Here is a 21,953-nt window from a genome sequence, read left to right as displayed (position 1 = left end):
AACCCAAGCTTTTGCTGACTTGGGCGTTGCCGAAATCCACGTCAAATCCGGCTGCGGCAGATTCAAACCAATATATTTTTCATACAGCGCTTTTACAAACGGCTCAGCTTCCTCATGACTGACTCCGGCATTAAACTTTTTCGATGCAATCTCGATGACCACTGAACTAAATAAAATATAGCTCTTATCCACATCTACCATGAGTTCACTCCCTTAATCACTTCCAACAATTCGGAACCTGCGTGCCTAAACTTGTCCACAGCGGTATGCTGCCAGCGATCAACCTCAGTCAGGTTGGAACTACCATGTACACCTTCGCCGCCAACACGCTGTGGAACGTCTGTGTGATGCAGTTCATAGGGTAAGTCTTTAACATTTACTTTGCCTGTCTTCATTTTTCTTATTTTTGCAGTGAGGCCTAGTTAAACGCGCTGCAGTGGTCGAATGCGGGCCAGCGCTGATGAATCAATATAAAAATAGGGACTTTCACACCGTTAACGGCGTGCTCTAATCCGGCTCGACAACTTGTAAAGACATGCATCCGTCAATTTCGTAAGCCCTCACGTTGACGATAAAAATCAGGATGTTTTCTTGAATTTTCGTCACTACCCAAGCCCGCCTATCAGAATTATCTTGGCCTCTCAGAGATTGCAGGCACTTTGTCGCACCGTTGAGCACGCGCCCCTGAGATTTTAGGTTATTAGCGCGAAACTCTATTATGGAACGGATTGTCGGCAACTCCTCTTCGTTGTAGCTATTTACATCTAAAGGAATAGGGAGTCGGCCATTTAAAACCTTCGCTTTAGCTAGCACCTCAGCAGTTCGGCGATCAAAGTGGCCAGATTTAATGAACCCTTCAAAGTCTGCGTTTTCTAATAAATCTTTAGAGTTCATTTGGATTAAACACCTTTAGGCCAGATCGACTCCCTTGCAGTAGCACTTCTGACTCACCATAAGCATCTGGAGAAAACTTCCATGCCCACGCATCACCTGGCTTGGGAGCTCCCGTAGGAGTACCTAGCACAACGCCTCCCGCCCCGTCCTTTTCTTCCCACCATTTAGCAACTTTCGGATCACGCGTCCAAGATGTAAATGGGCTATCCCCGAAGACGCCGCCGAGGTATGTGTCTCTTCGGAGATAGCGCTATTTACATTCCCGGGCTTCACGACACTAGATCTCAGACGTCTTCCCAACCCGCCGACTCAGGCTGTCATACCGGTACGTGCCAACGCTATGCACCTTGCTGTTGACCATCGTATTTGCAAGCACAAGCCAAACACTACCGTCGGGGAACGTGATTCGATCTCAAGCGTCGTACCGAGGTGGTCTTTGTAGCGACTTTTGCGGCCCAGCGGATAGGTCTCTTCCGTCAGGCGGGAGAAGTCGTCGTACTTGAACGCCAGATTACTACCATCGGGTAGCGTGATGCCGATCGGGTTGCCAGCTTCGTCAAGGCCCATCGCGTAACGTTCGCCGCCATAATCGCGGATGGCGATGACAAGGCGGTCCTCGCACCAATACACCTCCAGTGCGAGGCACAGCACATCACTTATTAGTATCGCAGACAGCAAGCGCGGACATTACGGCAATTACCAATCTCCTCGCCATTCCTCAGCAAACTCGCTTTCCCTAGACAGTCCCACCAATTCTCCCAACCGATAAATCACGTCCAATAAGGAATCGCGCTCTACAGTCTCGATTTCCTCCTCATAATCATTGATCTTGAGCAAGCAGCGCTTGAAAAGCGGGAGCAGGCTCAAGCCATTGACTGAGGCGGGAAGGTTGGATAGGTCAACTATAAGTTCCTGCAAGAAAGGTTTTACCTTTTCTAAAAACTGCTTTTCTCCTTCGAGAAGGTTTAGTTGCTGGTACAGTATGTCGTAATCAACGCCACTCACGGCAATTCTCCTACTAATTTACATTACTGAGAAATTCGTACAAACCAACAATAAAGAGTTTATTTGCCACCACACTTAATACAAGCCTGGGAACAAACCCGACTTCAATTTCCTAGGCAATGGGATCGCTTTTCCAAACCGCATAACTTGAAGATACAGAGCCCAATCATAGATATCGAGCCTCTATCGACTAACGTGAAGGAGCCGGGGGCGGAAGATCAGGAAATATTACCTTTTTAGTCTCATCCCAATTCACTCCAGTTTGATGATAAAGCTTTAGTCGATTTAATATCCTGTCAGGATTTCCAGCCATACCGCAAAATTCATATTTGTAAATCAACTCAGAATCTTTTTCTGGAGTTAGCCGCTCCCTGACAATATTGCCATCTATATTAGAAAACGAACTTGAAAGATCTATCAAGTCTGCGCTCATGCTGCCGGGTGCGCCAAGATTGGCTGACAGCATACGTTTCCTAATCGCTCGTTGATTCTTCAATATTGAACTCTCAACTGGTCTATCCGAAAAAATACTTTTTAAATTTTTTGGAGATATAAAAATACAAAAGATGATTTCAGCCGAATTCAGATCAACTCCTTCCCAGCTATCATCAGTTCTAAATACGTCAAATACCTCGAGCAGATAATTAGCCCTCATCTGCGCCAGCGTGAATAGGTTTTCCCCTACACAGATACTCAACACACGATCATCTTCCCACTTCAAACTTTTCAACATGCGACTCCTTTAACACCACCAGTTTTGTTTGAACCGGCCAAATATTCATCTGCAGCCGCCAAGTAACGAGGCCCATTAGGATTATTCTTGCCTACCGGATTTTGCTTATTAGATGTACCCAGCAAACCATTATGCGCTTCAAATCTTCGCTGTTCCAGGCCACGTGCAATATCCTTACCCTCTTGCCCATCCTTCACGAAGAATGGCTTGGGGTCAGAATCGAAATGGGCGACACTAGAGTACCTATAGTCCAAGACATCTTGTGCGGAATGTCCTAACCCTGGCTTGCTCGCATAGCCTACATATGGCTTACCGTCTTTGATGCCTTCATAAGTAATGTGTGTAGCATTCGCCGGATTACCTGCCCAACCAAGTGGATCGAGCCAGCTTAGCGGGTTTAAGCCATATTGATACAGATTCATCCCGCCAAGAATACTTATTGGATCCTGAGTGATAAACCGTCCAACCTCAGGATCGTAGTACCTGAACGTGTTGTAGTGCAGCCGCGTTTCATCGTCAAAGTACTGACCCTGAAACCGCAGATTCTGCTCAACCTCACTCACCGCAAGCGATTCGACCTCACCCCACGCTTTGTAGGTCGCCTGCCAAACAATCTTGCCTTCAACGTCGGTCATCTCAAGCGGCGTGCCAATCTGATCAGTGTGGAAGTAGTAGAGCTTCTGCTCTGCCTCACCTTCGCTCTGGTCAACCCGGGCAAGTGGCGCGTAGCTTCCTGGCTCGTAAATATAAAGGCTGCTCTGCCACGGCGTTTCCTCACGCAGCATTCGCAGGCCTTGCCAGAGAAAATGCTTGTGCTCGGTTCGCCCCTCGATCTCAGACGTTTTGCCAATCCGGCGACCCAGGCTGTCGTACCTGTAGGAGCCAACGCTGTGCACCTGGCTGTTAACCATTGTTTCCGCACGCACCAGCCGGTTTTCGCAGTCGTAAGTAAACGTCTGCAGCTTGCTCAGCCCTGAGCGCTTTTCAACCAGATTGCCCCAGGCGTCGTAGGCATATTCCTGATCGCGCCAACGCTTGATGCGGTTGTCTTTGACGTGATCAAACTGGCTGGTATTGAAATTCAGGCGATTAGCTGCTGCGTCATACCGGAACTCTTCGCTATCCACCAGGCGCCCGGTGTCACGACTATGCAGCTGGCCGTTCGCTTCATATTCGTATTTGATCTCGCCGCGTAGTTTGTCGAGGGTGCGGGTCAGTTCGCCAGCCGGATCGTATTGGTAGCGGCGGTGGATAGGGTTGTAGGCGTGGTCGATCAGCAGGCTGTTATTGCCGGGGTTGTGGATCTGCGACAGCTTTTCGCCAGGTATCGTCGATGCGAACTGCCAGCTCTTGCGCCCCATCGCGTCGTAACCAAAGCAACTGGTGAGCTTGCCTTGCGTGCGATAAACCTCGCGGTGCAGATCATCGCGCTCCATGTCGCTGATCAGCAGACCGTCAAGGTTAAGTTGGTGCAGGTGGCCGCTGCCGTAATACAGATGGTTCAGGTGCTGGCCCGTCGGCAACGTCAGCGTGGTCAGGTTACTGAGCGGATCGTACTCGTAGGCCAGCGTTCCTTGGGGGGTGGTCTCTTTGGTGAGGCGGCCAAGCAGGTCGTAGACAAATTCCAGCTTCTCTTCGCCGATGCCAAGCTTTTTACCAATCGCTGTAGGCAAGCGCTCAATCGACAGCAGCCGGTCGCCTTCGTCGTAGCTGTAGTCCTGCCGCGCATCCTGATTGACCTTGGCCAGCAGCCGCCCAATCAAATCACGCTCAAACTCCGTACTGCGTTGCGGTCTTTCCGCTCGTTCTCCGTAGCCGATCTCATCAACACGCGTCAGATGCCCACCCAGGTTGTAGCTAAACCGACGCGTGAGGTTGTCGATGCGTTTCTCTTCGATCAGACGATCCGAGGCATCGTAATCAAACTCATAAGCCGCATTGTTCTCGTTGACCAGCGCGGTCAGGCGAGTCGCCTTGTCGTATTCGTAGCGAATGCGTTGACCCTTTGCATCCTGTCGGCTTGAAGGCAAACCGCGCGCCGTGCGCAACAGCCGCGTGGTCTGACCCTTGCCATCGGTGTGCGTCAGCACCTGGCCGAGGGCGTTGTAGGTAAACGACTCAGCCGTCCCGTCAGGGTGCTCGATGCGCACCACTTCGCCGTCGGGTTTGCGCTCAAGTCGTGTGGTCTGGTTCAGCGCATCTGTCACAGCGATCAGGTGGGACCGGTCGTCGTAGGCGTAAAAGGTGCTTTTACCGGAGCAATCCTGAAAACGCTCGACCTGAGCGAACGTGTTCCACCAGAGATATTTCGACTTGTAGGTCGCGTCGATGATCGTGTGCGGCAGGCCGTCTTCGCTGTTGAGGTACTCGGTTTTGTGGCCGAGTGCATCGACTTCGGCGATGAGGTTACCTTTTTTGTCGTAGCGCGCTTTCCAGGTGCTGCCATCTGGATAAGAGACCAACGACACAAGCGTGGTCAGGTGGTGGTAGCCGTAGGTGATGGTCCGACCGAGCGGGTCAGTCTCTTCTATCAGTCGCGAGTATTCGTCGTACTTGAACGTCAGACGATTGCCGTCTGGCAGCATCAGTCCGGTCATGTTGCCGTTGTCGTCGATCTCGACCGCGTAACGCTCGCCACCGTAGTCACGGCTGGCGACGACGCGATGATCTTCGTTGTACTGCACTTCCAGTTCGCGGCCCAGGACATCAACTCCCCACGAAGTGCGGTTTTTGAAGTCGTAGCGGAAATGAAAGTGCTCGCCATCGCTGGTCCAGTGCTCTACAACGCGCGGCTGACCGTCGATGGTCTCCCAGCGGTAGTTGCAGCTCAGGCCCAGCGCGTTGCTGTGACTGACCATCACGCCGTCGGCGTAGCTGAAACGGCGCATGGAATCGCCGTTGCGGTTGATCACTTCCGTGAGCTGGCCGTTGTCGTCGTAGCGGTACTGGACGAGCGTTTCCACAGCCAGGTTGTCGACCACGCGTTTGACGTCTGTCAGGCGTCCCAGCGGATTGTCATATTCCAGATGAACGCGCACGCCGCCAGTGGCACTGATGTCAGTGAGCGAACCGTCGACGGTGTAGGTGAAATGCAGAAAATGCCCCAGGGCGTTTTCGATGCGCTGGATCGGCGCGGGCGTGTTCTCGTCCGGGACTTCGCCAAAGTAGAAGAAGATGTTGTCGAGGGTTTGCAGCAGGTAATGCCCGCCCTCGGTGCAGACCAGATAAACCTGTTCGTGGGGGTTATAGATCCGCTGGCCCGGTTCGACATTCACGAATGGAACACTGCGACCCTGATTATCGGTGAGGTAAACGAAGCTACCTTTGCGGCGCAGGCTCTGCTCCCAAGGCAGGATCCAGCCCCGACCCAAAATGCTGTCCACGGTCAGATCGCTGGCATAGAACCGCGACCACTCGATCGGCATCAAACCGGGCAGGCTGAAATCGACTTCCTCGGGAATGAATTTACGGCCTGTGGTTAGATCAACAGGGTTGCCTGCATGGCCACCGACCGCACGCTCGATAGCCGGACCCACCACATAGCGACTGGCGACTTCACCCGCCACAAAGCCTGCGGTGAATTTCATCACGCAGGGCATCACCGCTTTCATGCCGGCTTGTGCGCCCTGTTTTAACAGTTGGGCGATGCCTCCGGCAGCACCGGCCACCGCCATCAATACATCGACGGTTGTGCGCAGCCAGGCGGGGACTTCATCGTCGACGGGCAAATAACGGTAGGTACCGCCGCCAATGAATACGTTATCCGAGCCGCTGGAGATGGTACTGCCACAGGTGAGCTTGTCTTTTTTGCGCGCCGCCGCTGTGCCGTTGATGAAGACGTTGGTGGACCCCTCGGCTACCTGCGCGGGCGCCCCCGGATGCTTGCTGCATGCGCCTAGACTTTGGGCAACATGCGCCGCTTGGCGACTGTTTACGAAGACGTTGGGCGAAGCGGTTACGATCGTGCCGGAAGGGGACGAAAATAAACTACCCAAGGCTTCTCCCGCAGCAGTGAGCAGGCTACCTCCAACACCTGCTGCCATCCCTGCGAGAAGCGCAACGCCAAAACCACAGGTGAAGGTGGCGATAGCAACTGTGGCCACCAGCGCAATGCCCAAGGCAGCGCCGAGGAGAAATCCCCCCAAGGCGCCGGTGTGCGATATCTCATCACCGAACCGAGCGGCTTCAAACATGAGGGCTACTCCTGTTCGCTGGCGTCGGGCACGGGCTGGCCGTGTTGCATTATCTTGAAACCGGCGAGCAAGTTGATCCGGTTCTGATTTTGTCTGGCACTCTTCAACTCGCGGCGGGTGTGGGGCGTGAGAAAAGCGGGAGGGTCCATCATCATGAAAATCTCCTTGAAGGCACGGGGCAGAACGCTACCGCCATGCTCAGCAACAACAGGTTACGAGCCTTTCCGGGGCTGACGCTCTTTTTTGCATGATCGCTAACGTCACGCGCAAATGTCGTCACAGTCTCAAATTCGTTACAGATGTTTCGGCGTGCCAAAGAAGACACTCATGCACCTAGCCCTGTCAACCCGGCGCGTCGATTCGCCAACTCACACGGCTCTGAACGTTGGAGGAATCGTCGCTAAAAAGGCGACGACGCGCCACGATGCGAGGTCGCAGTGAACGCAGTTGCATTCCTACCGTTACGTAGGACGAGAATTACAGATGGGGTCGACTTGGTGCAGATCTCCACTGCCTTTTCGCGAGCAAGGTGGAGCGCCACCCCGGTCACTCCCACAGGGTTGGTGATGTGCGGGGAGAACGCGGTTATCTATGGGCGTGATTAAGTCCCTGAATAATCAACCCCATTGATGTTTTGAATCGTCCGCCATCGTTTTTTAACAAGAGCACCTTCACGCATTCTGGGCGCCTGAAACAGACACGTCCCGGAGCTTCAATCATGGCCACTGCCATCCTCAATTCAATCAAACACGGCGCTTATACCGCCATCGCGTTGTATATTGTTTTCATCGCAGTGGTTACCGTCATCAGCATGAATCCACAACTTAATGCCGCGTCGCAGATGTCGACGCAAACAGCTTCCATTGAACTCAATCGCGCGGCTGTTCAGTCCCAGGGGCGTGCGTCGTGAAAGGCGCGAAGTTCTGGGTGATTGTGTTCTTTGCTGTGATCAACAACGGCTGCTCATTGCTCGGCCATGGCGAAGGGTCGGTGGGCGGTGTGGCGCGCAGCATGGAGTTCAGGACCGAAGTTGCGGAAGCGGTCGAGATGCAGCGCTCGCAGAAGCTCAACACCGGTAATCCGCCGCCACGGCATAGCAAAATGATTTCGCCGATCTTTCAGTTGGAAGTGGCGTAGCGAAGTGGGCGGCGAAGTGGTTTAGCAATTAACAAACGCGGCTGCAGTCAGCCCTTGGCCATCGCGGTGATGAACAGGTCCGATGCGAGAAATCGCTGTAACCAGCCTTGCAGGTGAGGGTAGGGGCTTTGCCAGAACCAGTCCGCATCCACCGCGCAGAACTGCCGTATGAACGGCGCTATGGCGATGTCGGCCAGGGTCAGTCGATCGGTGATCAGAAAGTCCCGTGACGCCAGTAATTCGTTCAGCCTGCGCAGAAACCTCTCTCCCCGCTGGCGGTATTGTTCCTGGGTGAATTCGGGATAACGCACGGCGTATTTGTAGTGATCCAGATCCTGCTTGAACCTGCTGTCGTTTTCCGCGATCAGCTCGGCGATCTGCCGCTGCCCGTCAGGGTCCTGGGCCAGGGACCAATCGTCCGGGTCATGCTGCGCCAGGGCCCAGCCCATGATGTCCAGACTTTGCTCCAGCACCCGGTCTTGCAGCACCAGCACCGGCACCGTGCCTTTTGGTGAGCGTTCGAGCATCTCGGCCGGTTTGGCTTTGAGGCTGACCTCCACCGTGGCCACCGGTACGCCGCAATACCCCAGCGCCATGCGAGCGCGCATGGCGTAGGGGCAGCGGCGGAACGAGTAGAGCGTCGGCGCCGTCAGTTCAGCATGAGGCGCCGACGTCATACTCAGGCCTCGGTCAGTTCGCCGCAGTCGGCGATGACGACTTTCTTGCTGGTGCGGCCGGATTGCGAACCCAGCGCTTCGATGGCCTTGACCACGTCCATGCCTTCAACGACTTTGCCGAACACGACGTGTTTGCCGTCCAGCCATTCGGTGACGATGGTGGTGATGAAGAACTGGCTGCCGTTGGTGTTCGGGCCAGCGTTGGCCATCGACAGGTCACCTGGGGCGGTGTGCTTGAGGGTGAAATTTTCGTCTTCGAACTTGTTGCCGTAGATGGACTTGCCGCCGGTGCCGTTGTGGTTGGTGAAGTCACCGCCCTGCAGCATGAAGTTCTGGATCACGCGGTGGAACGACGAACCCTTGTAGCTCAGGCCGTCGCCTTTCTCGCCGGTGCACAGGGCACGGAAGTTTTCAGCGGTTTTCGGAACGACGTCGTTGTGCAGTTCCATGACGATGCGGCCCATTGGCTCGTCGTTGGCAGTGATGTCGAAAAATACTTTGGAATTTGCCACGTGGTTTACCTTCTTTCGAGTTTGGCGCGACTGTCGCGCAAGGGGTACAGGGTTGCACAGAAACGCCATCAGGCGTGTCCGTGCGTCGTGAAAAAACGGATTAGCCGCTGCTGACCTCGACGGTGCTCAGGCCATTGCCCTGACGCCGCACCTGAATCTGCACGGGGATTCGCTCGTGCATTTCCTGCACGTGGGAGATCACCCCGACCTTGCGGCCCTGGGCTTGCAGCCCGTCGAGGGCGTCCATCGCCAGTTGCAGGGATTCGGGGTCGAGGCTGCCGAAGCCTTCGTCGATGAACAGCGATTCAATCTTCAGCGTGCTTGAAGCCATGGACGCCAAACCCAACGCCAGGGCGAGGGAGACCAGGAACGTTTCCCCGCCCGAGAGCGAGTGAACCGAGCGCAGTTCGTCGCCCATTTCGGTGTCCATGACCAGCAGGCCGAGCATGCTGCCACCGCGTTTCAGGCGATAGCGACGCACCAGTTGCTTGAGTTGCGCGTTGGCGTGGTGCACCAGCAGATCAAGGTTGTAGGCCTGGGCGATCTTGCGGAACGTGTCGCCGGTGGCCGAGCCGATCAACGCGTTGAGTCGGGCCCAGCGCTGGTATTCAGCGTGCGCGTGGGTGATGCGCTCTTGCAGCTCGCTGCTCGCGTCGCGACGGCGGTTGTCTTCGCTGACCTGGGCGCGCAGGTCGGCGCACAGCTGATCCTGAACCACCGATTGCGCCTGCGCTTCGGTCAACGCGGCGAGTAACTGCTCGGCGTCGCCACTGTCACTGTGCTGGGCCTGATGCTGCTGCAACTGCGCCGCGCGCTCTGCCACCAGAACCCTGGATTGCTCCAGGGCTTTTTCGCTGGACTGCAATTGCTGACGCAACCCGCTGACGCTGTCGTCGCTCAGCCCCAGCAAGGCTTCAAGCGCGGCATCGTCGAGCTCGCGGTGGCTGCTGCGCCACTCGGCGATCTGCCGCTCGAGTTCTGCCAGTTCCTGTTCAAGGGCCTGCAAGCGCTGTTGTTCGCCCTCCAGTTCTGCGGTCAGCTTGATCAGCTCGCTGCGCGCCGCCTGAAGTTCGTGGGCGATAGCGGCCTGAGCCTCTCGCGCTTGCTCGACCGCGTGCTCAAGGGCGTGCTGCCAGCGCTCGGGCGATGCGTGCTCGCCGAGGGTCTGTGCCAGATGCTGTTGCACCGTCTGTTGCTTCTGCTGACGAGCATCGAGTTGCGCTTGCACCTTTTGATGTTCTGTCTCTCGACTTTGCTGGGCAATCTGCTCGCGCTCCAGTTTTTGCGCCCGCTCGCTGTGCTCTTGCTGCTCGGCCTTCTGCTGGTCGAGCTGCTCGACGCGCGCGGCAATGTCGTTATCCAGCTGCATGAAGCTCTGGGTCGCCGACTCGCGCCATTGCGTCAGGCTTTCAGCGGGGAGCAGGGGCTCGAACTCCTGTAGCGCCGCTTCGAACTCCTGGTTGTCCACAGCGATGTGGCGTTGCTGATCGTCCAGCAGCTTCATCGCCTGCTGACTGGCCTCGCGGGCATCGAGCACCTGCTGCTGCAGGGATTCGGCATCCCGTTGCACTTTCAGCAGACGGGTCTGGCGCTGCTCGGCGGTCTGGATGTCCTGAGCCAATTGATGCAGACGTTCGCTCAGCCAGTCGCCGCGCAGGTGCTCGGGTTGCTCCAGCAAGCGCGGATGCAGTGGGTGAGCTTCCAGCTCAGGCGCCAGGGTTTGCAGCTGTTCGGCCAGTTGGTCCTGCTGCGGTTTGGACTGCTTGAGCTGATTGTTCAGCTCAGCAACTTCGGCGCGCAGCTCGGCGAGCTTTTCGCTGAGCTGCCCGACGGTTTGCCGGGCGCGTGCTTCTTCGCCGTCGTCGTGACCCGACAGCGCTTCAAGCAGCGCCTCGGACTGGTGATACGGATGTTCTTCGCTGCCGCACACCGGGCACGGTTGCTGATCGACCAATTGTTCGCGCAGTTGCTCGACACTGGCGCTGCGGGCCAGACGCTGGCGTTGCAGCAGTTCAACGGTGACCTTCAGCGCCTGCTCGGCGGCTTCATGTTCGGCTTTGAGTTTCAGGCCTTGGGCGATGCCTTGGGCACGACGCTCGGTGGCCTGCTGCTGGCGGGTTTGCACATCCAGCAAACGGACAGCTACGTCCTGATGGCGCTGCCACAATCGTTCGAGCGAGTCGCTTGCGTTGTGCTGCTGGCGGTTGTCCTGCAGCAGTTGCCCCAGCCGTTCGATCTCGTTGCTCACCGCATCGGCCTTGACCTCGGCGTCGTCGTACAGCGCCTGCAAGGCGCTGCGGCGCTCGCTTAGGGTCTGTTCGGCAAGGGTGGCGTTTTTCTCCAACTGCGGCAGTTCGGCACGGCCCTGAATCAGGCGCGCGCTAAGTTGTACGGTTTGCTGCAGACGCGGTCGGTAGGCGCTCCATGACTGACTCAAGGTGGTCAGCGATGCGCTTTGCTCCAGTTGCTCGGCGATGGACTGCAAACGTGCTTCGACCTGCCGCTGCTGCTCGGCCATTTGCTCAAGGGTCGACTGACCTTCGGTGCTGGCCTGCTGCGCGGCGCGTGCCTGCTCGCCGAGCTGTTGCAGCTCCTGATTCAGATGATTGAGCTGGGCCTGTTGCTCGAAGGCTTCACTCAGGGCCGGCCGCGCGTTGAGCAGTTGTTCCTGCGCCTGCTGCAACGCGCCGTCGGCGCTGAGGCGTGTGCTGTCGAGCTCGGCGATGCGCGCATCCAGTCCGGTTTGCTTGAGCTGATGGGCCTGAATCGCAGCGGTCAGCGGCGCGAGCTGAGCCTGAAGCCTGGACCGCTGACTGAACAGATGCCGCTGGGGCGCCAGACGCTCCAGTAGCGCAAGCTGCTGACGATCGGCGCTGTGGCCGTCCCACGTCAGCTGGGCGCTGGCGAGCTGTTCGTTGGCCGCCTGATGGCTGTCGCGCAGGCGATTCAATTCCTTGAACCACTGCTGCTTGAGCTCCAGCTGGCGCAGTTGCGCCTGTTGCAGTTTCAGCTGCTGTTGGGCGTCGTTGAAGCGCTGCTCAAGCTCGGCGCGCTGCTCAGGCTCCATCGGCGTCAACGTGCCGGCCTGGGCCTGGAGGGTTTTCAGTGCTTCCTCGGCTTCCTTGCTTTTGCTGTAGGCGCGACGGCCCAGCTGGCTGTAGATCGCCGTGTCGGTGAGCTTTTCCAGCAGCTCGCTGCGGTCTTTGTCGTCGGCCTTGAGGAAGGCGCTGAACTCACTTTGCGCGAGCATCACCGCGCGGGTGAACTGCTCGAAGTTCAGCCCCAGGCGCGCCTCCAGCAGGGTCTTGTACTCGGTCTTGTTCTGCGTGCTGAGAATCTGCTCGCTGTCCAGATCGATCAGCGTCTGGCGGCTGGCCTGGAGTTTTTTCGTGGCGTTGTCGCGGGCGCGGTTGGCTTCCCAGCGCGCGCGATACCGGCGCTTGTCGATGCCGACGAAATCCACTTCGGCGTAACCGCTGCCGGTGCCGCGACGCAGCAGGTTGCGCGGGTCGTTGGTGCTGATGTCGCCGTCGATCTCCGGCACGCGGGACTGGCCGATGTTGTTGAGCCGGGGAATCGCGCCGAACAGCGCCAGGCAGAGGGCGTCCAGCAGCGTGCTTTTGCCCGCGCCGGTGGGACCAGTGATGGCGAACAGGCCGGCGCTGGCGAGGGGCTCGGCGGTGAAATCCAGCTCGAACGGACCGGCCAGCGAGGCGAGGTTTTTCAGGCGAATGGCGAGGATTTTCATGGCTGTTCGCTCTCCAGCTGCACGTCCTGAAGCAGGGTCGCGAAGTCTTGCAGCGTCTGCTCATCCACTTCGCTGCCGTAGTTGTCCTGCCATGCACGGCTGAACAGTTCCTGCGGGCTCAGCTGGTCCAGTTCGATCAGGTCTTGATTGGCGTCTTCATCACGACCGCCCTTGCCGGCGTATTCGGCGGCGATGCGCACCAGTCGCACAGCCTTGCCTTCCAGTGCGGCTTCGATCTGGTTGCGCAGGTCGGGCTGCGGCTCGTCCAGACGCACACGGACTTCGAGCCACGGCTGACGGTCGACGTCGGCCAGCAGATCGATGTCCGGAAGATCCCGCAGTTGCAGCAACAGCTCGGCCAGTGGCGCCGGGCCGACTCTTTGCAGGTTGACGGCGCGGGGAATCAGCAGGGGTTTGACGCTGACCAGCTTGTCGCCGTCGCACTCGATTTCGAGGATCTGATGCTGGTAGCCGATTTCCGAAAACGACAGGGGGATGGGCGAACCGCTGTAGCGAATGCGGTCCTCGCCGTTGACCCGCTGGGGTTTGTGCAGATGCCCGAGGGCGACGTAGGTGATGCTCTCGCCGAACAGGCTGGCGGGCAGGGCTTCGGCGTTGCCGATGATCAGGCTGCGTTCGGAGTCTTCCGACACCGAGCCGCCGGCCATGTGCGCGTGGCTGATGGCGATCAGCGCCTGGCCTTTCTTGCGCCGCTGGTTGGCCGCTGCGATGAGCATTTCATGGACTTGTCCGATGCCGCGCAAATAATTGTCGCCCAATGCCGCGCCCGTCACTTCGGCAGGCCTCAGGAATGGCAGCGCCAGGCACCAGCCGAGGACTTTGCCCTTGGCGTTACTCAGCGGCAGCAGCAGGCGGTCGACATCCAGCACGCCATCATCGAGCCAGAGCACCCGGCCCAGCGCGTGGGTGCGCAGGCGTCGCATAAGTGGCGCGGGCAATTCGATCCGCGAGCCGGAGTCGTGATTGCCGGCGATCATGACGATGGTCAGCTGCGGGTTCTGTTCGTGGGCGCTGACGATGAAGTCGTACAGGCGCTCCTGGGATTTGACCGGCGGATTGACCGTGTCAAAGATGTCGCCGGCGATCAGCAGAACATCCGGTTTGCGCTCGGCCAGGCGGGCCAGCAGCCAGGTCAGAAAGCTGGCGTGTTCGAAATCTCGCTCCTGACCATGAAGGTTCTGGCCGAGGTGCCAGTCGGAGGTGTGGAACAGACGCATGGGGGTACCTTGGTTTAAATACGTGGCGCCGGCAGCGGCGTCCTTTGTAGGAGCGTGGCTTGTCCCGCGATCGACCGGGGACCGGTCGTAAAAAAGTCGCTTATCGAGATGACCATGACACACCGCGCGGGCAGGTTCTGCTGCCGCTGCGCGCCAGATCGCGGGACAAGCCACGCTCCTACAGGGAGAAAGAGCAATTGCATCATTTCGGGTAAAGCGGCGGCAAGCTGTCGCCTCCGCTCGGGTCCTGGGGGTTCTCGATGGCGGGCAGCGCTTTGACGGCGCGCCATAGGTCTTCGCCCAGCCACAGTTTTTCGGTCTCGCTGTACAGCGCGCCATTCAGTCCGTCCAGCGCATGGGACAGCGGCACGAAGCGCGCGGCCATGTCGGCCAGGGTTTCCGGCTGCTGTCGGGCCCAGGCGTCCAGCGCCTGTCGGGTGGCGTGGGGGTCGTTGGCCAGAGACGCGCGTTTCAGATCGTCGAGCACTGTACGCGGACTCGGCCCCGTTTGCGCGACCCGGGCCAGCGCCGGTTGCCAGCGACCGCGCCACCACAGGCCGAAGCCCAGCAGCGTGGTGAAGCTCAACAGCACCGTGCTCAACTGCCACGGCCACACCGGCGGGCCGATCACCGTCACATTGCTGTTGTCGCTCACTGGCGTGTCCACCGCAAACGCCGGGTTGAGGCTGACCTGCAAGGTGCGGGCGGGCAGGGCGCTGTGCTCCAGGTGATCTTCCTGGGTGTTCCACCAGACCAGATCCACTGCGGGAATTTCGATGGCGCCAGGACGATTGGGCACCAGCGCCTCACGCTCCTCGCGTACGCCGGTCAAGCCGCGCTCGCCGGGCTGATTGCTCAGTTGCGGCTGATCGGGGTAGCGCCGCAATGCACTGACGTCGGTGGCGGGCAGCGGCGGCAATTGCGCGCTCGACAAGCCTTCGGCCTTCAGTTGCAAGGTGCGGGTTAGGGAGTCACCAACCTGGCTGTGGGCAGGTTCCGGGCTCCATTTTTCACTGAGGCTGACGCTGCGCGCCGGCAGCCATGGCGTGTCGGCGGGGTAGTGCGCCGGTTGCGGCTTGACGTCGAGGGTCAGGGGCAGCGACGTCACGTGCATCAATCGGCCCGGTTTCGGCCCACTGGCGATTGCGCCCGGCGCCATGGCGGCGGCCGCACTGGCGTCGGTGGTGTCCTGAACCAGCGTGGCGCTGAAAGCCTGGGCCGGGATGATCAGCTTCCCGCTGTGCTGCGGATACAGCGCGTAGCGCATCTCGATGACGCCGTGGCGAGTGCCGTTGATCTGCTTCTCGTACGTGCGCGTGTCGCCGAGCTTTTCAATGCGCGCATCCGGCACTTGCAGCGGGGTCAGGCTGCTGTCGTCGAACAGCGACACCGAGTGGTAGATGCGCACGGTGAGCAAGACCTGCGCCTGAACATACACGCTGTCCTGATCCAGGCTCGCCTCCATGAACACGGGCGCGAGCTTCTGCTCCTGCCCTTGGGCGACGGGGCCGACATCGACCACTTGCAGCACGATTGGCTGGCTGGTCATTTCGCCCAGCTTCAGCGACGGGATTTCGATCGAGCCGCTGTGGCGCGGCATCAGCGTGATCAGCCAGCGGGTCGTCGCGTGGACGTTGCCTTCCAGCGTGGTCAGGCTGTTGAGCTGGCGGGTGTCGCGCACCTCGAAGTCGGCGTCCAGCGCGCTCATGTCCGGTCTGCCGAAGACGGTCGCGTCGTCGGTTTCAAGGGTCAGCTCAACGGTTTCGCCGGTGTTGACGCGCGTGCGGTCAACGCTGGATTGCAGCGTGGAGCCTGCGCTGTCGGCCTGTGCCAGTTGCGCCACTAGGGCGAACAGGCACAACATTCCTGCGATCAGCAACCTGTGCAGACGACTCATCGGGTCTTTTCCTGATGCTGCTGTTGTTCGTACCAGAATTTGCGCCGCAACAGTTCACCGGGTTCGTCGGGGATCTGCCGCAGCCATTGTTCGAGCGCCTGTTTCTGCTCGCCATCGATCTGTCCGTCGGCCGGTTTGCCGGAGGCACTCACAGGCTCATCGCTGTCGGATCCTGCGCCGGAAACCTGCTCGTCGGCGGCACTTTGCTGATCGCTGGCCGAGCGCTCGGCATTGGCATCCTGCGCCGCTGACGGCGCGCTCGATGACGACTGTCCGGCATTGCCATCGCGGGCATTGTCGGCATTCTCGTCAGTCTTCGCCTTCTCGTCGGCTTTCGCCTGATTCGACGCTTTGTTCTGCGCCAGCACCTGCTCCACCAACGCCTTGTTGGCCAGCGCCGCCGGGAAGTCCGGTTGACGCTCCAGTGCCTGTTCATAGGCGTCGATGGCAGCTTCCAGCTCACCGCTTCGGGCCAGCGCATTGCCGCGATTGTAGTGGTCGGCGGCGCTGCTGCCCTGGGCAAAGCGCTGGACGGCGCCGGCGTAGTCACCGGCTTGATACAGCGCAACGCCTTGCCACTGCGGGTCTTCGAAATGCCGCGCGGCTTCCGCCGCGTGATGACGCTTGAGCAAGTGTTCGCCCTGTTGATCGGGCCGGCTCCACAGGTCGTCGAAACCGAAGGCATAGCTGGGTTGCGGCACGGCCATCAACAGCAACGGCAAACACAATAGCCAGCCGCGTCGCCCGGCGCATCCGGCCAGCAGCAGAAGGGGCAGCAGCAACCAGTAGCCCTGGTCGGCCCAGCGGTCGAGACGCACTTTCTGGCCCTGGCTGATCAGGCTCTTGGGACCGTCGAGCAGGCCCAGGTCATTGAGGTCCTGGTTGTCCAGACGCAGCGAAGTGTAGCGACCGCCCATGCTGTCGGCGAAATCCTTGAGCACCGGCCCGTCCAGACGCGGCACAAGGATGCCGCCCTGGGCGTCCTTCAGAAAACCGCCTTTCTCCTGGGTGACCGGAGCGCCTTCGGCGGTGCCGACGCCGAGCATCAATAAAGGCGGAGCGTCGCGGCCGGTCATCGCGGCGCGAATTCCCTGACGTTCAGCGTCGCTGAGGGACGAACCGATCCACAGCAGCCGCCCTTGACCGAGGTCGCCCTGTTCGAGCAAATCCAGCGCTTTGCGCACGGCCAGCTCTGCACGGCGGCCGGTTTCGGGCATGATCGACGGCTTGATCGCATCCAGCAGGTTCTTGCTGGTCGCCAGATCATCCGACAACGGCACCAAGGTGTGGGCGCTACCGGCATACACGATGATCGCGGTCTGTGAATCGCTGCGCGCCTGCAACAGATCTAGCACCTTGCGCCGCGCCTGTTCAAGCCGGGTGGGCGGGCTGTCAGCGGCGAGCATCTCCGGGGTCAGCTCGAGCATCACCACCAGTGGATCGACCGGCCGCTGGCTGTTCTGCTCGACGCGCTGCCAGCTCGGGCCGAGCAGCGCCAGTACCGCCAGCAACCAGCCGAGACCCAGTACCAACCACGGCAACTTGCTTTCCCGACCGCCGCCACCGCTGAGCAGGGCGGAATGAAAGGCGCTGGGCAAAATCATCTGCCAGCGCCCGACGCGCTTCTGCCGATTCCATAGCCGCCATAACAGCCAGCCGAGCGCGGGCAGCAGGAGCAGCCAGGCAGGGCGTGACCAATGGGGCCAGAGACCGGAGAAGAATTCGATCATGGGCGCCTCGTCAGGCGCTTCAAGCGCTGACGCCACTGCGTGCCCTGCGCAAACGTCGGCCCGCGCGCAAAAAAGCGATAAACCGGGTTGTTCGGCCAGCGCTCCTGGACGACCAGCAGAAGGCTCAGCAACAAGGCCATCGACAACGGCATGTGATAAAGCGCCCGGGCCGGACGTGCCTGGGTCGGCTGCTGTGCGACCGGCTCAAGGCGGTCCAGCGCCTTGCCGATGCCGGCGAGTTCGGCGCCGTTGCGGGCGCGGAAATACTGCCCACCGCTGAGCGCAGCGATTTCCCGCAGCGCGGGCTCGTCCAGATCAAGGCTGGGGTTGAGGCCGAGAATGCTGGTGGCGCCTTTATCGGGATCTGCGCCGATGCCGATCGGGTAGATTTTCACACCTTCGCTGGCGGCCAGACGCGCGGCAGTTCTCGGATCGATCTGCCCCGCGTTGTTGGCGCCGTCGGTGACCAGAATCAGCACGCGGCTCTGGGCCGGGCGTTGGCGCAGACGCTTCAACGCCAGACCGATCGCGTCGCCGATGGCGGTGTTCTTGCCGGCAATGCCGATCCGCGCTTCGTCCAGCCAGACGCGCACGGTCTTGCGGTCGAAGGTCAGCGGCGCCTGCAGATACGCCTGACTGCCGAACAGAATCAGGCCGATGCGATCGCCCTGGCGGTGTTCAAGAAAGTCCCCCAGCAGCGTCTTCACCAGTGTCAGCCGGCTGACTTCGTCGTTTTTCCAGACCATGTCCGGGTAATCCATCGATCCCGACACATCCACTGCGACGAGCAGATCGCGACCACTGGCAGCAACCGGCAACGGCTCGCCCAGCCATTGCGGGCGGGCGGCAGCGACCAGCAGCAGGAGCCACACGGTCATGAATGGCAACTGACGCCGCCAGCCCGGCAAACGGGTTCGTGCACGGCGCCCGGCGAGGCCTTCCAGCTCGGGGAGAAAGCTGATTTTCAGCGCCGCTTCGCCACTGTCCGCTGCGGGCAGCACCAAGCGCATCAGCCACGGCAGCGGGAGGAGGGCAAAAAGCCACGGCCAGGCGAATTCAAACATGCTTGCGAATCCAGGTCTCGACCGACTGGGTCAGGCCGTTGATGGCCTTGTCATCGAGTTTGCATTCCGGCTTGTAAGCACCCTCGACGAGGATCATCCAGCGCGTCAGGCCGGCGGCCGGGCAGCGGTTGTCGAGAAACGCCAGCCATTTGCGGCCGTTGAGGGTGTGGCTCTGGCTGTAGGGGTAGTGATTGCGGCACAGGCGTTTGAGCAGGCCGTTGATCTGTTGCAGCCAGGCACCGGCCGGAGCGCCGTCGTAGGGTTTGGGCATCTGTGCGAGTTCGACCAGTGCGGCCTGGCGCAAGGGGTCCAATGCCTCGGCGGTCTCAACGCTGGACTTTTTTGGCAGCAGCCTGCGCGCGCGCCACAGGCCGTAGCCCAGCGCCGGCAGCAGGATCAGCAGCAGCCACCAGCCCGGCGCTGGCGGCCAGAACCCGACCGGCTCCGGCAGGATCAGCGGTTGCAACTGGTCCAGCGCACTCATGGCTGTTTTACCGGGCGCTGGCCGTTGAGGTATTCGCGAAGTTGCTCGACCATTTCACGTTGGGTGCTCAGCGGCATCATCAGCACGCGCAGCTTCTGCGCCAGCAGTTCCCAGCGCGCCTGACGCGCCTCGCCCTGAGCACGGTAGCTCTGGCGCAGGTCGGCGCTCAGGGTGTCGAGCTCCAGGTGCGCGCCGCGGTCGGCAAAGCGCAGCAGCCCGGCAGCGGGCAAGGCGTGATCCAGCGGGTCGGAGAGCGGCAGCAGCAACAGATCGCAGTGCCGTGACAGTAACGCCAGTTGCTGTTCGGCCGAGTCGGACAACGCGCGCTCGTCGCACAGAATGATCGCCAGACTGCCCGGACGCATCACCTCCCGCGCGCGGCGCAGGGCCACGCCGAACGTGTCGCGGTCGGCAGCGGCTTCGGTGTGCAGCGACTGATTGACCCGCACCAGCCGGTTCAGCAGTTGCAGCAGGCTTTGCTTGCTGCGTCGCGGTTTGATCTCGTAATGCTCGTTGTCACCGAACACCAGCCCGCCGACCCGGTCGTTGTGGCCCAGCGCGGCCCAGCCGACCAGCGCGGCGGCCTGGGCGGCGAGGACTGACTTGAACATCAGTCCTGACCCGAAAAACAGGCGGCGGCTTTGCTCGACCATGATGAAAATCGGCCGCTCGCGTTCCTCGTGAAACAGTTTGGTGTGGGGCTCTTGGGTGCGTGCGGTGACGCGCCAGTCGATGGTCCTGACGTCGTCGCCGGCCTGATAGACCCTGACCTGATCGAAGTCGACCCCGCGTCCGCGCAGTTTGGAGTGGTGCAGGCCGATCAGCGGGCTGCGCTGGCTGGGCGTGGAAAACAGCTGCACTTCCCGCACGCGATGACGCATTTCAATCAGCTCGGCGAGGCTGATGCGAATGCCCGGTTGGGAGATCAGATAGGGTTGCATGGGGTCAGGCGACGGCTACGACGTCGAGAATGCGCTGGATCACACGGTCTTGATCGATGCCCGCCGCTTCCGCTTCGAACGACAGGATGATGCGGTGGCGCAGCACGTCGAAGACCATCGCCTGAATGTCTTCGGGGCTGACGAAATCGCGCCCGGCCAGCCAGGCGTGGGCCCGTGCGCAGCGGTCCAGGGAAATCGAACCCCGGGGACTGGCGCCATAACCGATCCACTCGGCCAGCTCGGCATCGAACTTGGCCGGCGTGCGGGTCGCCATCACCAGTTGCACCAGGTATTCCTCAACGGCATCGGCCATGTACAGGCCGAGGATTTCCTTGCGCGCCGCGAAAATCGCCTGCTGGCTGACCCGACGCTCGGGCTTGGTTTCGCCATTGAGCGCTTCGCCGCGGGCCTGCTGGAGGATCTTGCGTTCGACGGTGGCGTCCGGGAAGCCGATCTTGACGTGCATCAAAAAACGGTCGAGCTGCGCTTCGGGCAGCGGGTAAGTGCCTTCCTGCTCGATGGGGTTCTGCGTCGCCATCACCAGAAACAGCGGCGACAGGTCGTAGGTGCTGCGCCCGACACTGACCTGGCGCTCGGCCATGGCCTCCAGCAAGGCCGATTGCACCTTGGCCGGCGCGCGGTTGATTTCGTCAGCGAGCACCAGGTTGTGGAAGATGGGACCTTGCTGGAACACGAAACTGCCGGTTTCCGGGCGATAGATCTCGGTGCCGGTGATGTCGGCCGGGAGCAGGTCGGGGGTGAACTGAATTCGGTGGAATTGCGCTTCGATGCCTTCCGCCAGCTCTTTGATCGCCTTGGTCTTCGCCAGACCCGGCGCGCCTTCGACAAGCATGTGGCCGTCGGCCAACAGCGCGATCAGCAAGCGCTCAACCAGTTTCTCCTGCCCGAGAATCTGGGTGGAGAGAAAGGTCCGCAGCGCGATCAACGCTTCACGATGTTCCATCGATGACAGTTCCTGGCAGGAGAGGCAGCAGCGCCAAAGGGCGCCGAAGCTGGGGGCGTTACTTTAATCCATCGCAGGGGCGCCGACTAATCGGTCGGCGGGTTTTTTCGGCTTTTCAGCAAAGGACCGGGCAAAAACAAGAACTGTCTTACATTTGCGTCAATTGGCGCCCGGTGCCGGCGGGGGGCTCAACTGATCGGGCTGACGTACGTTCCGACATCCTTGAGGATGATCCGCAGCGTGGCGTCCAGCTCGGCCAATTCATTGGCGGGGGTGCTGTGGGTGATCTCATACGCGGTATCGCCGCCAAGGGGCTTGGCGTCGGCGGCGTCGATTTCGACCAGCAGCCGGGTGGCGCTCAGGGTGACGGTGATGTTGTCTTCGACGTGAATGGTGTCGTCACGAAACGTGATATCGACCTCATCCTCATCAGGAAAACGCGCGAGCAGAAACAGATCGCCGGTGCTGCTGCCATGGCAACAGGCCAGCGCCATATCATCTTCCTCCTCGTCGCATGGGTTATAGATGAAACTGTCGGTGGTCATTTGCATGGCGGCGATTCCTCTGGCGTGGTTCAGGGCAGGGTGGGATTTTGCCAGTCCTGCGGGAGATTTGCTGAAGATTGCTGTTTGCGATCAGGGTAACGGTTGGGTGAACCTGACCCACCGCGTTCGCCAGCAAGCCGGCTCAGGGGTGATGGCGCACAAACTGGCCTCTTCCCGGCTAAAGCCGGTCC

The 21,953-nt window shown here is 60.0% G+C and carries 21 protein-coding genes and 1 pseudogene; 4 read left to right on the top strand and 18 right to left on the bottom strand.

The features are described 5' to 3' along the window. Positions 1-201 (bottom strand): hypothetical protein (locus BMY98_RS26990; RefSeq protein ID WP_217648324.1); only part of this gene is annotated, 201 nt, incomplete at its 3' end. Between the two features lie 41 nt (positions 202-242). Between BMY98_RS26990 and BMY98_RS27845 the strand changes: the two genes are divergently transcribed. Next, positions 243-365 (top strand): hypothetical protein, encoded by a 123-nt coding sequence (locus BMY98_RS27845; protein ID WP_281248197.1) that lies wholly within the window; start codon positions 243-245, stop codon positions 363-365. Positions 366-507: 142 nt separating this feature from the next. Here the strand turns inward: BMY98_RS27845 and BMY98_RS20350 are convergent, their stop codons facing one another. From BMY98_RS20350 to BMY98_RS27360, 6 genes are all read right to left on the bottom strand, one after another. Next, positions 508-894 carry a hypothetical protein gene (locus tag BMY98_RS20350; RefSeq protein ID WP_074892143.1) on the bottom strand — a complete coding sequence of 129 codons (387 nt, stop codon included), beginning with the start codon at positions 892-894 and terminating at the stop codon, positions 508-510. A 309-nt stretch (positions 895-1,203) separates the two neighbouring features. Then, entirely contained in the window at positions 1,204-1,572 is a 369-nt protein-coding gene (locus BMY98_RS20345; RefSeq protein WP_074892141.1) for an RHS repeat domain-containing protein, read from the bottom strand. Positions 1,573-1,590: 18 nt separating this feature from the next. Then, positions 1,591-1,899 carry a hypothetical protein gene (locus BMY98_RS20340; RefSeq protein WP_074892139.1) on the bottom strand — a complete coding sequence of 103 codons (309 nt, stop codon included), beginning with the start codon at positions 1,897-1,899 and terminating at the stop codon, positions 1,591-1,593. Between the two features lie 190 nt (positions 1,900-2,089). Then, positions 2,090-2,632: a hypothetical protein gene (locus tag BMY98_RS26985; RefSeq protein ID WP_074892137.1), complete on the bottom strand. Its 543-nt coding sequence runs from the start codon at positions 2,630-2,632 to the stop codon at positions 2,090-2,092. Then, a complete protein-coding gene (locus BMY98_RS20335) occupies positions 2,626-6,825 on the bottom strand; it encodes an RHS repeat-associated core domain-containing protein (RefSeq protein WP_083398844.1) in 4,200 nt (1,399 codons plus the stop codon). The genes BMY98_RS26985 and BMY98_RS20335 overlap by 7 nt, the downstream gene beginning before the upstream one ends. Positions 6,826-6,830: 5 nt before the next feature. After that, on the bottom strand, positions 6,831-6,980 hold the full coding sequence (locus BMY98_RS27360; RefSeq protein WP_175514195.1) for a hypothetical protein: 150 nt from the start codon (positions 6,978-6,980) through the stop codon (positions 6,831-6,833). Between the two features lie 563 nt (positions 6,981-7,543). Between BMY98_RS27360 and BMY98_RS20330 the strand changes: the two genes are divergently transcribed. Continuing rightward, a complete protein-coding gene (locus BMY98_RS20330; RefSeq protein WP_074892135.1) occupies positions 7,544-7,735 on the top strand; it encodes a hypothetical protein in 192 nt (63 codons plus the stop codon). Continuing rightward, complete coding sequence (locus tag BMY98_RS20325; RefSeq protein ID WP_074892133.1) at positions 7,732-7,962, top strand: hypothetical protein; 231 nt, start codon at positions 7,732-7,734, stop codon at positions 7,960-7,962. Before BMY98_RS20330 ends, BMY98_RS20325 begins: the two co-directional genes overlap by 4 nt. A gap of 47 nt (positions 7,963-8,009) precedes the next feature. Here BMY98_RS20325 and BMY98_RS20320 read toward each other — a convergent pair whose 3' ends face one another. The 11 genes and pseudogenes from BMY98_RS20320 to BMY98_RS20270 form a co-directional block, all read right to left on the bottom strand. Further along, the gene (locus BMY98_RS20320) at positions 8,010-8,639 is read right to left on the bottom strand and encodes a glutathione S-transferase (protein WP_074892131.1); all 630 of its coding nucleotides are present in this window, start codon (positions 8,637-8,639) and stop codon (positions 8,010-8,012) included. 2 nt (positions 8,640-8,641) lie between these two features. Further along, positions 8,642-9,151 (bottom strand): peptidylprolyl isomerase, encoded by a 510-nt coding sequence (locus tag BMY98_RS20315; RefSeq protein ID WP_074892129.1) that lies wholly within the window; start codon positions 9,149-9,151, stop codon positions 8,642-8,644. A gap of 100 nt (positions 9,152-9,251) precedes the next feature. Beyond that, entirely contained in the window at positions 9,252-12,899 is a 3,648-nt protein-coding gene (locus BMY98_RS20310) for an AAA family ATPase (protein WP_074892127.1), read from the bottom strand. Beyond that, complete coding sequence (locus BMY98_RS20305) at positions 12,896-14,137, bottom strand: exonuclease SbcCD subunit D C-terminal domain-containing protein (protein ID WP_074892125.1); 1,242 nt, start codon at positions 14,135-14,137, stop codon at positions 12,896-12,898. The genes BMY98_RS20310 and BMY98_RS20305 overlap by 4 nt, the downstream gene beginning before the upstream one ends. Before the next feature lie 202 nt (positions 14,138-14,339). Further along, the gene (locus BMY98_RS20300) at positions 14,340-16,034 is read right to left on the bottom strand and encodes a BatD family protein (protein ID WP_074892123.1); all 1,695 of its coding nucleotides are present in this window, start codon (positions 16,032-16,034) and stop codon (positions 14,340-14,342) included. A 361-nt stretch (positions 16,035-16,395) separates the two neighbouring features. Next, positions 16,396-17,764: pseudogene (locus BMY98_RS20295) on the bottom strand (vWA domain-containing protein); the annotation flags it as partial. Continuing rightward, positions 17,761-18,828, bottom strand: coding sequence for a vWA domain-containing protein (locus BMY98_RS20290; protein ID WP_074892119.1), 1,068 nt, complete (start codon positions 18,826-18,828; stop codon positions 17,761-17,763). The pseudogene BMY98_RS20295 and the gene BMY98_RS20290, both read right to left, overlap by 4 nt. Then, positions 18,821-19,312 (bottom strand): DUF4381 domain-containing protein, encoded by a 492-nt coding sequence (locus BMY98_RS20285; RefSeq protein ID WP_074892117.1) that lies wholly within the window; start codon positions 19,310-19,312, stop codon positions 18,821-18,823. Before BMY98_RS20285 ends, BMY98_RS20290 begins: the two co-directional genes overlap by 8 nt. Further along, positions 19,309-20,253, bottom strand: a complete 945-nt coding sequence (locus BMY98_RS20280) for a DUF58 domain-containing protein (protein WP_074892115.1) — start codon at positions 20,251-20,253, stop codon at positions 19,309-19,311. The genes BMY98_RS20285 and BMY98_RS20280 overlap by 4 nt, the downstream gene beginning before the upstream one ends. Before the next feature lie 4 nt (positions 20,254-20,257). After that, the gene (locus tag BMY98_RS20275) at positions 20,258-21,217 is read right to left on the bottom strand and encodes an AAA family ATPase (protein WP_037013687.1); all 960 of its coding nucleotides are present in this window, start codon (positions 21,215-21,217) and stop codon (positions 20,258-20,260) included. Positions 21,218-21,405: 188 nt separating this feature from the next. Then, a complete protein-coding gene (locus tag BMY98_RS20270; RefSeq protein WP_074892113.1) occupies positions 21,406-21,768 on the bottom strand; it encodes a hypothetical protein in 363 nt (120 codons plus the stop codon). On the opposite strand from BMY98_RS20270, the gene BMY98_RS27455 reads away from it, so the two are divergent. Continuing rightward, on the top strand, positions 21,767-21,953 hold a 187-nt coding region (locus tag BMY98_RS27455), incomplete at its 3' end, for a hypothetical protein (RefSeq protein ID WP_217648323.1). The genes BMY98_RS20270 and BMY98_RS27455 overlap by 2 nt on opposite strands.

The organism is Pseudomonas graminis, assembly GCF_900111735.1.
Taxonomy (GTDB): domain Bacteria; phylum Pseudomonadota; class Gammaproteobacteria; order Pseudomonadales; family Pseudomonadaceae; genus Aquipseudomonas; species Aquipseudomonas graminis.
Note: the sequence above shows the minus strand (reverse complement) of the source record. Positions and strands in the feature narration are given on the sequence as shown.

Excerpts from the sequence above, each read along its gene's own strand:
- BMY98_RS26985 (WP_074892137.1), bottom strand. The coding sequence starts at position 2,632 with ATGTTGAAAAGTTTGAAGTGGGAAGATGATCGTGTGTTGAGTATCTGT.
- BMY98_RS20280 (WP_074892115.1), bottom strand. The coding sequence starts at position 20,253 with ATGCAACCCTATCTGATCTCCCAACCGGGCATTCGCATCAGCCTCGCC.
- BMY98_RS20290 (WP_074892119.1), bottom strand. The coding sequence starts at position 18,828 with ATGTTTGAATTCGCCTGGCCGTGGCTTTTTGCCCTCCTCCCGCTGCCG.
- BMY98_RS20300 (WP_074892123.1), bottom strand. The coding sequence starts at position 16,034 with ATGAGTCGTCTGCACAGGTTGCTGATCGCAGGAATGTTGTGCCTGTTC.
- BMY98_RS20350 (WP_074892143.1), bottom strand. The coding sequence starts at position 894 with ATGAACTCTAAAGATTTATTAGAAAACGCAGACTTTGAAGGGTTCATT.
- BMY98_RS20305 (WP_074892125.1), bottom strand. The coding sequence starts at position 14,137 with ATGCGTCTGTTCCACACCTCCGACTGGCACCTCGGCCAGAACCTTCAT.
- BMY98_RS20330 (WP_074892135.1), top strand. The coding sequence starts at position 7,544 with ATGGCCACTGCCATCCTCAATTCAATCAAACACGGCGCTTATACCGCC.
- BMY98_RS20310 (WP_074892127.1), bottom strand. The coding sequence starts at position 12,899 with ATGAAAATCCTCGCCATTCGCCTGAAAAACCTCGCCTCGCTGGCCGGT.
- BMY98_RS20320 (WP_074892131.1), bottom strand. The coding sequence starts at position 8,639 with ATGACGTCGGCGCCTCATGCTGAACTGACGGCGCCGACGCTCTACTCG.
- BMY98_RS20285 (WP_074892117.1), bottom strand. The coding sequence starts at position 19,312 with ATGAGTGCGCTGGACCAGTTGCAACCGCTGATCCTGCCGGAGCCGGTC.
- BMY98_RS20270 (WP_074892113.1), bottom strand. The coding sequence starts at position 21,768 with ATGCAAATGACCACCGACAGTTTCATCTATAACCCATGCGACGAGGAG.
- BMY98_RS20335 (WP_083398844.1), bottom strand. The coding sequence starts at position 6,825 with ATGTTTGAAGCCGCTCGGTTCGGTGATGAGATATCGCACACCGGCGCC.
- BMY98_RS20275 (WP_037013687.1), bottom strand. The coding sequence starts at position 21,217 with ATGGAACATCGTGAAGCGTTGATCGCGCTGCGGACCTTTCTCTCCACC.
- BMY98_RS27360 (WP_175514195.1), bottom strand. The coding sequence starts at position 6,980 with ATGATGATGGACCCTCCCGCTTTTCTCACGCCCCACACCCGCCGCGAG.